Here is a 9,369-nt window from a genome sequence, read left to right as displayed (position 1 = left end):
CACCGGTCGAATACGAGGCCGACTACTATGCACACCGCGCCGGACAACCGGCCGGTGACAGATAAACAGGTGTGCACCGGACCCGGGGGGATTCACGTCGACACGAACAGACAGTTCTGGACGTACTGGCAAACACCCTGGATCTCACTCGACTCGCACACCGCCTATGACCCGACGACGATCGCTGACCCGGGTCATGACGGGTCGGTCCGGGACATGGACAGACCCCCAGTGCAAAGTGGGACTTCAGTAGGTTTGCGGCGCAACTGAAGACACCAGCCCGGAGTCCTTCCCTGTGGAGCAACGCGGTAGTGGGCTATCGGTGCTGCGTCATGCCGTCTGACGGCAGCCCGAGTGTCTCTCCCTGACTGCCGAATTCAACTAACCCTGAACTACTTCCTCCCGAGGCTCCTGAGCACATCGGAATGGCCTCTGTGTTGCACTGGACGTATCCGCGGATCTCCGCGGAGAGTTCGGCCAGCGTGAAGTGGCCGCGAAGCTGGACCAGCCGTGGACGCTCTGTCACTGCAACGGGACGTGCGCAGTCAGCCGGTCGACGAGAAAGGCGAGGATCTCGTCGCGGGCCGCGGCGGTCGGCTCCCCCGCCGTATCGACCAGATGCGCGGTGACCACACTGTGCGGGCAGCCGACGATCTGCGAGAAAAACGGCGGCGGAGAGGGATTCGCCGCGTCGGCGGGCAGCACTCGCGGCTCGAAACGCGGACCCAGCGCTGCGGCGTAGGCGGCGAAGCGCTGCGCGGTGCAGAAGCGGTCGCCCTCGAAGCGATAGGCGCGCACCACGAGATCATCGCGATCGAGTCGCTCCCGCACGGCCGCGAGCTCACCGGGCGAAATCTCCAGTCCCCCAGGCTCATCCAGTGGCAGCGACGGCTGGCACAGCACCGGCGCCAGCATCGCGGGCTCGAGCATCATGGTGAGCGCGAAATTCCCGGTGAAGCACATACCCAGCGCGCCGACGCCGAGACCGCCGCATTCGCGATGGGCCAGGGCTGCCAGCGCACGCAGCCACACCGCGACCGGGCTGGACTTGCCCGCGCCGAAGGCCCGGAATTCCGCGCTGACACAAGCTCGTTTGAAGACTTCCACGCCGGCCTCGGCCTCCGGGTAGGCACCGTCGCGGCCGAACAGTGACGGCAGGTAGACGGTGAGCCCGGCGTCGCGCACCCAGCGGGCGAACCGGACCACATCGGGGCTGATGCCCGGCATTTCCGCCATGACGATGACCGCCGGTCCGGTGCCGCTGACGTACACCGTGCGGGCTACTCCGTCGAGCGTGATCGACCGGGGTGCGAAATCGGCGAGGTCGTCGTCGAGAGAATCCTGCGGGAGAGATTGCTGCACACCCAAACCCTGCCGCAACAGGTCAGCACACCGCCATTGGCGAGATCGCCACTCTTCGGTATAGTCTCGCCACATGATTACCCACCTCGCGCTCGACGGTGTGCTCGAAGGTGCACTCGGCCTCGGTATCGACATCGTCGACACGGCAGCCGGGATCACCGGTGACACCACGGGCGGGCGGCTGCGGCAGCGCGTCGCATCACTCGATGGGCTGCCGGTCCGATCCAGCGGCGGGCGGCTGATCAGCGTCGATACCGAAACCCCGCTCGGCGCAGCGCAGTTCGAACCCGGCGATATTCTGGTGCTGCCGGGGCCGTCCGCGTCCAGCGAAGCGCGTGTCGAGGAACTGCTGACCCGACCCCAGACCACGCAGGCCGTCGAAATCATCCGGCGTGCCGCCGATTCCGGCGCTACGGTAGCTGCCTCCTGCTCGGCTGTCTTCGTGCTCGCGGCCTCGGGGCTGCTATCGGGCCGGGCCGCCACCACTACGTGGTGGCTGGCGCCGCTGTTGGCCCGCCGCTTCCCCGATGTCAGCGTCCACTCCGATCGCATGGTGGTCGACAGCGGCGCAATACTCACCGCCGGTGCGGCTTTCGCCCACACAGATCTGCTGCTGGCGCTGGTCGCCCGCCTCGGCGGCGGTGCACTGGCCGAGCAGGTGGCTCACTACCTGGTGCTCGATGCCCGCATGTCACAGTCGCGCTACATGGTGCTCGAGCATCTACGAGCCACCGACCCGGTGCTGCGCGCCGTGCAACAGCACGTGCACGCCAACCTGCACCGGCAACTATCGCTGGACGAATTGGCCAGTGTCGCAGCGGTTTCTCCGCGCACCCTGACCCGCCGCATCCGCGACCGCGCCGGCGTCTCACCCACCCAGTACGTTCATCGCCTCCGGGTCGGGCAAGCGGCCACCCTACTCACGACCACCCGCGAACCCGTCGACGTGATCGCGGGCGCGGTGGGTTACGCCGATCCGGCAGCCTTCCGACGCATCTACCGCAGGCACACCGGCGAGACACCGACCGCCACCCGCACCCGCGCGGCCGAATCGACCTAGCTGGCGACCGAACAAGAACAGTGATCGCGGTGGCTACCCCATCCGAGGGTCGACCGGCTCGTGGCGCTCCAACCGGTTCGGTCAGCGGGTATTCGGCAGGAGGGGACGTTCGGTTGCCGCAGTTCACCGTCGTCGCGGCCACGTACGATGAGTGGAGATCATCAGTAGCCGAGATCGGGAACCAGCATCGTCGAATCACCATGAAGTGTGACGAGATCATCGAGGCCGTGCAGCAGTCGGCCGAACTCGACACCCGCGAGCAGGCTCGCGAGGCCGTCACGGCGGTGCTGTCCACCTGCGCACGATCTCTACCGGCACCGGTCCGCCATCAGCACGCTCAGCAGCTGCCGGGCCTGTTGGAGGAGTCGATGGAGCCATTCGGCAGGCCCCACCCGCTCGACGGCAGCCACGTGATCGCCGAAGTCGGGTGGCGTCTCGAGGTCGAGCCCACGCGCGCCTGCCGCCTCACCCGGGCAGTGCTCAAGGTCCTGCGGATCCACGACCCGGACTTCCTCGCCGACCTCACCGCACATCTGGGCGCCGACGTCGTGAGCATGCTCGCCGCCGAGCAGGAACCCACACACGTGGTCCACGCGACTGAAAAGCGGCAGTAATCGCCCGAGAACCAACCACAACGGCTTGACCAGCAGCGATGCTGACGCGCAGGCTGGGGCCGCGGTCGAATTGTCCGTTTGTCCGGTGTCGGTGGCGGGTACGCTAGAGCCGGGTTCAGAGAACAGCCTGGTCACTCGCGGTCGATGCAGGGCGCTCAACCGCGAACGGCGTTTAGCCCGCGCCCGAAACTAGGTGATGGTGATGAATCACCTCCACTCCCCCGGCCTGCTGTCCATCACGGTCTCGACCCTCGCCGACCACACCCACGTGTGCGCCATTGGCGGCGAGATCGACGCTGTGACCGCCCCCGCGTTCGAGCAGGTGCTGATCGGCAGTCTCGGCGTCGGCGGATCGGTGGTGGTCGATCTGAGAGAGGTCACGTTCCTGGGCGTGGCCGGGATTCGGGCCCTGCTCGCGGCCCAGGATTTCGCCGACTGGTGCCATTGCAAGATGTGCATCGACGGGTCGTACTGCGTCACACGGATATTGGACGCAACCGGCATGGCAGCCCAGTTTGCATTCTGCGCTCCCCACTCGATCGAACCGGTGAAGCAATAACGATCGATCCGCCGAACCCATCGCCCGAGCGTGACGCTGGCCGGGCCGGGTAGTGACGCGACAGTGCCGTCAGGACAGCCCTGGCGGCACTGGACCATGGTGCGGATCGCGGCCATCGGGAGCCGCACATGGCAGGTCAGCGAACCCGGGAGGTAGTTGTTTCGCTGACCTGCGATCAGAGTAACGCCGGTCACAGCCAGTCGAGCGGAATGGGTCATCAATCGGAACCTTTGCTCGCATCAGGGCAAGATCACCCACTGGGCAACCGGGTCTGTGAACGCATCTGAATCCGCGGTGCCGCGCCGCCGGGATGTGGCCCCGCCCGGCCTGCGGACGGAGGCAGCACCGGGCGGGGTGTCATATCTCAACCAGCAGGTACCCGACCATGGCCGTGGCCATTGCCGGATGACCACCGATCATCGTAGGTGCGCGACTGTGCACCGGACCCCCGCCACGCCGCGACACACATCCCCACCGCTACACCCACGGCTCAGTGTCGGGGGATGCCGGTCCCCGCGAGACGACAAGCGCTGGGCGAAGGATTGCGTCCACGCGGCCGTCTCCGATTCCTCGCTGAGCCCGGACACGCGTGGTCGCTTCCTCGGGACAGCGGCTCGGCTGTCCTGTTTCGCGCCGCCGGGGCGGGCCTGCATCGCCAGAAGTCGCACTCCCCAGCAGACGTAGGACGCCACGCTCATCCCCATCCCCGCTCACTCGGCGACATCGTCCACCGTGAGCCAGTCGTCTTCGCTCACCGTCACCACGATGTCCCTGCTCGCCATATCTATGAGTGGTCGGTCAACTTCTTGTAGCGCAGGAACTCCTCGAAGGAGACTTGCCAGTGGGCGACCCGCGCCACACGGCTATCGCCGGTGCACCAGCGGCCAGGAATGAATTCGGCATTGGGATCAGGTCCTTGTCCGGTTCCTGTGCCGGGCCCCGCCTGGGGTCGCCACAGCATGTGTCGCCGGTGCCGCGTGGCGCGGGCTGGGCATGCTGGTCTTCAACCGCGACGATTGGGTAGCCGGCTCGCCCATGAGATACACCTGTGACCTGTCCGGGTGAGTTCAGACCGCCGTGTTGGGTATTGCCGCAGTTCCGAGGAGGTGGATCATGTCAGGCGCGTCAGTCGGCAGGGCATAGGCAGGAAGGGGTAACGGCCATGACGTCGCGGAATCCTGAGCAGCAACAGAAATTGCATAACCGGTTGGAGTCTTTGCGGGAATTGTTGGCAGGACTCGAAAGGGAAATCGAACAGAAAGTAGGCCGCAGTGACATCGATGACCTTGCGATACACAAGCTGAAGAAGGAGAGACTGGCGGCGAAAGATAACATCATAATGCTGGAGTCACAGCTCGAGACAAACGTACAGGGCGGACCACAGTCGAACGAATGACAAATACCCTGCGTCGTTCGCCGCTCGACAATGAAGAGAGCGCTGCCACCCGAGGACGAGGGGGCAGTCCCGCCAGAATGCTTCGGCCTGCTCGGAGCCCCGGTAGTGGCCGCGCGAAGACAACGACAATGGCTTGACCAGCACCGATGCGGAAGCGCAGGCTGAATTCATGCGGGCCCGCGACGTCGTGGTCGGGCAAACCTATGCGGTGCTGATTCCGCACAGGCTTTCCCAAGGGCGCGAACTCGACCGTGACCAACCCGGCACGCCGGCCTCGGCGTGGTGGTGGATGAGCGGTACTCGTTTCCGGCTCACCGTCACCGCAGTGGACTCGACCAGCACCCCGGCCATCGCGGAAGGGCGACCGCTCACCGAAGGCCCGAGCATCGAGGTCGTCCTGACCGACGAACAGGTCACTGCGCTCACCACGCTGGGCCTGCCTCACGGCGAATACCGTGTGCGCGGACGGCTGGTGGACGACCAGGACCGACCCGTGGGCCTACCCGAGATCGAGCCCCTGCGTGTCCCGGTCCGCTGGCTGCGGCCCGCCGAGGCGGTCGACGACCACGCCCACCGCAACCTCGACCCCTACGCCGGGTGACCGTGGGAGTCTTCCGGGAGGCCCACAGTGCTGATCAGCGCATATGCCGAACCTTGTTGAATTTTCGTCCAGTCCGCGCCCCGCGTCCTCCCCAAGAGAAATAGGCCTAACGCCCATCCCCGTGCACTCGGCGGCATCGTTGAGCGTGAGCCAGTCGTCCTGACCCACCCTCACCACAATGTCCCTGCCCGCCATAGCGACACACGCTAGACCCTTCAGGGATGTTGACCGACAACGGTCACTGCAGCTGCAGGGCGTTTCACACGAGGGCTATCAGTGGTCGGTCAGCTGCTTGTAGCGCAGGAACTCCTCGAAGGAAACCTGCCCTTCGGCCCAGATGCGGTCTTGCTTGATACGGCGCCCGACGATGTCCCGCACTTCCGGCTCCTGGGCCATACCCCACACGAGAGCGTCATCGAAGGTGATGAAACCGTCGCGGTCGGTATCGATCTCGTCGAACTCCCGCCGAGTGGCGATGAACTGCTGCTGGTCCATACCCGTTCTCCTCTGTCGGTTGGTTACCGCCGAACAGCAACGCCTTCGTTCGTCATCGATCCAGCACACAAGCGTACGCGGAAAGTTTGCCGACAACCGGATTAGCAGGGAATCGAAACGAACCGAAACACTGCGGCCAACGGCTTCGGACCCAGGCCGCCCAGGACATCGACATGCAAGCGGCGGCGATCGTGGTGGCGGTTTCCAGGGCAGTGGTGATTGTGTCGCAGAAATGTCGCACCACTCCGGGCGCACCATGGCTGTCTATAGTCGTTCGCTTTGAAATTGAGGGCGCAAGCGGTGACCGTGGATCGCTGCGGTAGCCGGGGTCCAGAAGGCCACGCGACGAGAACCGGGCAGTTTGACTCCGTGCAGCCGGTTTGCTGAACGGATGCTGTCGACGCCGGCGGTCCCGGCGTGGATCCACTGGGTCTATGACCGCGATCCCGAGATCGCGCGTTTCTACTTCCACAGCGACAGGCCGGTAGCGAGCGCGTACTTTCCCGAGCCGCCCGACGACGAGGACTTCCACGCCGCCTGCGATGCGGGGCGGGAATGGGACGGGCACTGGTACTCCCGCGACGCTGCAAGCCTGGCCCGACGTCCACGGCCTTCTAGCCCACCAGGACTCGCCCTCGTGCCGAGAACTCCGGTTGCCCGCCCAGCCTGCCCAGGATCTGCGCGCTCTCGATGCGCACGCCGGGGGCAGGCGACACCCACCAACACATGTCAGGTGGATTGTGTCGCCGTCTCAGGCGCGCAGGGCTTCTTCGACGCTGTGGTAGAGCGCGAGAAACTCTTCCAGACCGGTGATTTCGATCGGATGAACCACCGGCCGGTGGCTGTCGACGACGATACGCAACGGCTGCTGCAGGTGTTCGGCACTGCGACTGACCTTGAGAAGAGCCGCGAGGCCATGGCCGCCCAGGAAACGCACGTCGGTCAGATCCAGGACGCAGAACCCGCCACGAGTGCGGGCCAGGCAGGTACGAACCGCCTGCTCGAGCTGCCCGCCGGTAGCGCTGTCGACCTCACCACGTACCGTCACGATCGCGACTTCGCCGGCCATCCGATGTTCGGCCACCAGCTCCGAAACCGCCGACGCATCATCTTGGTCGGTCATAAGCAAGACCCTAAACCTTGGCACCAACAGATGATCGGATGTCAGTTGCTCTGCGCGACAAGGCGTCGGCGGATCTTGTCTTGCAGGCCCCGGACCGCGGCGGCGGGCCAGTCGGCTTCGTAGCTGAGGCCAGGGTAGTGGTCGGTGCGGGCGACGAACTGCTGCTGAGCCGGAGACCATCGAATCCGGTACGGAGCGTCGTGGACGCTGCGCTCGATCTCACGCATGAACTTCTCGATTCTGTGGTGTCCCGCTGACGTCTTCAGCGTGTCACCGGCATAGTGACCTTGGCCGATTCCCGAGGCCTGCACCCCGAGATCGAGCCCATCGGGCGCAGCCTGGCGCACCCGATCGGACGGGGAGGGTGAAGGTCGTTTTCGGACGGCGTCACCCTGTGGGGGCTGGCTTGGTGACGAAGTCGTAGGCCGCCATCGGTCCGAGCAAGTTCAGCTCCACCCGGCCGTCCCAGTCCGCGATGAGTTGGCGCACCGTTTCCTCCAGCTCTTTTCGCCGGGCCGATTCGACCAGTACCGCTAGGTGGACGGCGTCCTCGTCGTGGCTGGGTTCGCGCTGGTTGACCAGTGCGTCGAGTTTCTCGAGTTCGGAGACCACCTTTAGGGTGTCCTGCGCTCGCTTGGTCTCGATGGCGTCGTTGATCAGCTCGCCCAACATGATTCGCGCATTGCGGGTGGCGTCCTCGGATTTGCCGCGGATCTCGTCTTTCAGTTGCGCGGCCTGGGCGTTCTCGTCGAGGAGTTCCCGCAAGATCGCATCTTCGATGTAGCGTCCTCTGATCACGAACTGGACCCGGCCCTCGAGTTCCTCGAGGGCGGCGCGGAATTGGTCCTCGTTCGCGGCGAGCAGTTCGCTTTCCACCGCGTCGGTGTCGGTCATGACCGCACCGAACCGCAGCGGCAACACCGGACAGACTGCGGCCGATCCGTCCAGCAGTTCCTCGTGGGCTCTGAGGTCTGCGGGCGTGCCCAGTGGCCGGTCGGACTCGAGTGTGCTGACCAGCGCGGCGATTTCGCCGTGCCGCACCACCGTGACTTCACTGGGTGGATCGCCGACACCGGTGGCGTGTGGTTCGGTCTCGACGTCGGCGGGCACGATGCCGTAGACATACACCGCTGTTGATTCGGCAGCCATTATCGGTCCTCACGTGTGGAGGGCCTGTGCACTGTTTGACGCTTCTGTTGCACATCGCCGAGGAAGTCGGCGACCTTCTGCCCGGCCGCCTCGAGTGCTCCCTGGGTTTTGTGTTTGGCGGCGCCTTCGGTGACGTCGCCGACGATGTCGGTCAGGCCCTTGGGCTCGCTGCTCGAGATCTCGAGCCGGTTGACCGCTTCGGCGAAACGCAGATACGTGTCGACGCTGGCCACCACGACGCGCGCGTCGATGGTCACCAGTTCGATGCCGACCAGCGACACGCGGGCAAACGCGTCGATGACCAGGCCTTTGTCGAGGATGGTGTCGACGACATCAGCCAGGCTGGAAGAGTTCGGCCGCGCCAACGTGCCGCTTGCGCCGCCGCCTCCTGAGGGTTGGATTGTCATCTGTTTGCTCCTTCACTCTCACGCGACCGGCGGGTCACTGGGCTCTTGCGGGCGGCTGTTCGGCGGCGAGGCGACTGTTGTTGTTCCTCCTCGGTGGCGCGCTGATCGTCGTCCTGCTCGTCGGCCTCTTCTTCCTCGTCGTGCTCGTCGGCCTCTTCTTCCTCGTCGTGCTCGGCCTCCTCTGCCTCGGTCTCTTGCGTCTGTTCCTCGCCACGATCGTCTTCGGTCTCCCTGCGCCGTGCGGTTTCGTCGTCTTCGACGACCTGGCTGTCGTGGATCTCGCCGTGCCAGCCCACGATGTCGTCACTGTGCAGCACAGCCTCGGTCATGACGTGCCGCTGGAAGTGCTTGAGTTCCAGCCGGCAGCGGCGGCCGTGCCGCGCGCCACAGATTGGCGGTCTTCTCGAATACTCCCCCGGGGTGGTATTCGAGCACGACGAGGATGCGGGTGAGGTCCGGGGTGATCTCGTGGAAGCTGACCGCACCGTCGATATAGCCCTTGGCGCCCTTGGAACGCCACACGATCCGCTCGAACGGCACCTGCTCGAGGATCGTGGACTCCCAGGTGCGTCTGGACCAGAACACCTTGCCGGTCCAGGAGAG

The 9,369-nt window shown here is 65.4% G+C and carries 13 protein-coding genes; 5 read left to right on the top strand and 8 right to left on the bottom strand.

The window, feature by feature from the left end; translation table 11 throughout:
• Positions 1–522: 522 nt before the first annotated feature.
• Positions 523–1,362: a dienelactone hydrolase family protein gene (locus tag ACFXKA_RS42150; RefSeq protein WP_379431776.1), complete on the bottom strand. Its 840-nt coding sequence runs from the start codon at positions 1,360–1,362 to the stop codon at positions 523–525.
• 73 nt (positions 1,363–1,435) lie between these two features.
• Between ACFXKA_RS42150 and ACFXKA_RS42145 the strand changes: the two genes are divergently transcribed.
• From ACFXKA_RS42145 to ACFXKA_RS42125, 5 genes are all read left to right on the top strand, one after another.
• A complete protein-coding gene (locus ACFXKA_RS42145; protein WP_379431775.1) occupies positions 1,436–2,422 on the top strand; it encodes a GlxA family transcriptional regulator in 987 nt (328 codons plus the stop codon).
• Between the two features lie 200 nt (positions 2,423–2,622).
• The gene (locus ACFXKA_RS42140) at positions 2,623–3,036 is read left to right on the top strand and encodes a DUF2267 domain-containing protein (protein ID WP_379431774.1); all 414 of its coding nucleotides are present in this window, start codon (positions 2,623–2,625) and stop codon (positions 3,034–3,036) included.
• 202 nt (positions 3,037–3,238) lie between these two features.
• Positions 3,239–3,595 (top strand): STAS domain-containing protein, encoded by a 357-nt coding sequence (locus tag ACFXKA_RS42135; protein WP_379431773.1) that lies wholly within the window; start codon positions 3,239–3,241, stop codon positions 3,593–3,595.
• 1,162 nt (positions 3,596–4,757) lie between these two features.
• Entirely contained in the window at positions 4,758–4,991 is a 234-nt protein-coding gene (locus ACFXKA_RS42130) for a YdcH family protein (RefSeq protein ID WP_354845833.1), read from the top strand.
• Between the two features lie 133 nt (positions 4,992–5,124).
• A complete protein-coding gene (locus ACFXKA_RS42125; RefSeq protein ID WP_379431772.1) occupies positions 5,125–5,592 on the top strand; it encodes a hypothetical protein in 468 nt (155 codons plus the stop codon).
• A 273-nt stretch (positions 5,593–5,865) separates the two neighbouring features.
• Here the strand turns inward: ACFXKA_RS42125 and ACFXKA_RS42120 are convergent, their stop codons facing one another.
• The 7 genes from ACFXKA_RS42120 to ACFXKA_RS42090 all read right to left on the bottom strand — a co-directional run.
• Positions 5,866–6,087: a hypothetical protein gene (locus ACFXKA_RS42120; RefSeq protein ID WP_354845838.1), complete on the bottom strand. Its 222-nt coding sequence runs from the start codon at positions 6,085–6,087 to the stop codon at positions 5,866–5,868.
• A gap of 751 nt (positions 6,088–6,838) precedes the next feature.
• On the bottom strand, positions 6,839–7,210 hold the full coding sequence (locus ACFXKA_RS42115; RefSeq protein ID WP_379431771.1) for an STAS domain-containing protein: 372 nt from the start codon (positions 7,208–7,210) through the stop codon (positions 6,839–6,841).
• A gap of 41 nt (positions 7,211–7,251) precedes the next feature.
• Positions 7,252–7,557, bottom strand: a complete 306-nt coding sequence (locus ACFXKA_RS42110; RefSeq protein WP_379431770.1) for a hypothetical protein — start codon at positions 7,555–7,557, stop codon at positions 7,252–7,254.
• A 40-nt stretch (positions 7,558–7,597) separates the two neighbouring features.
• Positions 7,598–8,359 (bottom strand): GvpL/GvpF family gas vesicle protein, encoded by a 762-nt coding sequence (locus ACFXKA_RS42105; RefSeq protein ID WP_379431769.1) that lies wholly within the window; start codon positions 8,357–8,359, stop codon positions 7,598–7,600.
• Complete coding sequence (gene gvpJ, locus ACFXKA_RS42100) at positions 8,359–8,766, bottom strand: gas vesicle protein GvpJ (protein WP_379431768.1); 408 nt, start codon at positions 8,764–8,766, stop codon at positions 8,359–8,361. The genes ACFXKA_RS42105 and gvpJ overlap by 1 nt, the downstream gene beginning before the upstream one ends.
• Positions 8,763–9,095, bottom strand: a complete 333-nt coding sequence (locus tag ACFXKA_RS42095) for a hypothetical protein (RefSeq protein ID WP_379431767.1) — start codon at positions 9,093–9,095, stop codon at positions 8,763–8,765. Before ACFXKA_RS42095 ends, gvpJ begins: the two co-directional genes overlap by 4 nt.
• Positions 9,070–9,369, bottom strand: a 300-nt coding sequence (locus ACFXKA_RS42090; protein WP_379431766.1) for an SRPBCC family protein, incomplete at its 5' end; no start/stop codon positions are given. The genes ACFXKA_RS42090 and ACFXKA_RS42095, both read right to left, overlap by 26 nt.

The organism is Nocardia sp. NPDC059228, from assembly GCF_042754245.1.
In the GTDB taxonomy this organism is placed as follows: Bacteria; Actinomycetota; Actinomycetes; order Mycobacteriales; family Mycobacteriaceae; genus Nocardia.
Note: the sequence above shows the minus strand (reverse complement) of the source record. Positions and strands in the feature narration are given on the sequence as shown.

Coding starts and splice junctions, on each gene's coding strand:
- ACFXKA_RS42145 (WP_379431775.1), top strand. CDS start 1,436: ATGATTACCCACCTCGCGCTCGACGGTGTGCTCGAAGGTGCACTCGGC.
- ACFXKA_RS42140 (WP_379431774.1), top strand. CDS start 2,623: ATGAAGTGTGACGAGATCATCGAGGCCGTGCAGCAGTCGGCCGAACTC.
- ACFXKA_RS42135 (WP_379431773.1), top strand. CDS start 3,239: ATGAATCACCTCCACTCCCCCGGCCTGCTGTCCATCACGGTCTCGACC.
- ACFXKA_RS42130 (WP_354845833.1), top strand. CDS start 4,758: ATGACGTCGCGGAATCCTGAGCAGCAACAGAAATTGCATAACCGGTTG.
- ACFXKA_RS42120 (WP_354845838.1), bottom strand. CDS start 6,087: ATGGACCAGCAGCAGTTCATCGCCACTCGGCGGGAGTTCGACGAGATC.
- ACFXKA_RS42115 (WP_379431771.1), bottom strand. CDS start 7,210: ATGACCGACCAAGATGATGCGTCGGCGGTTTCGGAGCTGGTGGCCGAA.
- ACFXKA_RS42105 (WP_379431769.1), bottom strand. CDS start 8,359: ATGGCTGCCGAATCAACAGCGGTGTATGTCTACGGCATCGTGCCCGCC.
- gvpJ (WP_379431768.1), bottom strand. CDS start 8,766: ATGACAATCCAACCCTCAGGAGGCGGCGGCGCAAGCGGCACGTTGGCG.
- ACFXKA_RS42095 (WP_379431767.1), bottom strand. CDS start 9,095: ATGACCGAGGCTGTGCTGCACAGTGACGACATCGTGGGCTGGCACGGC.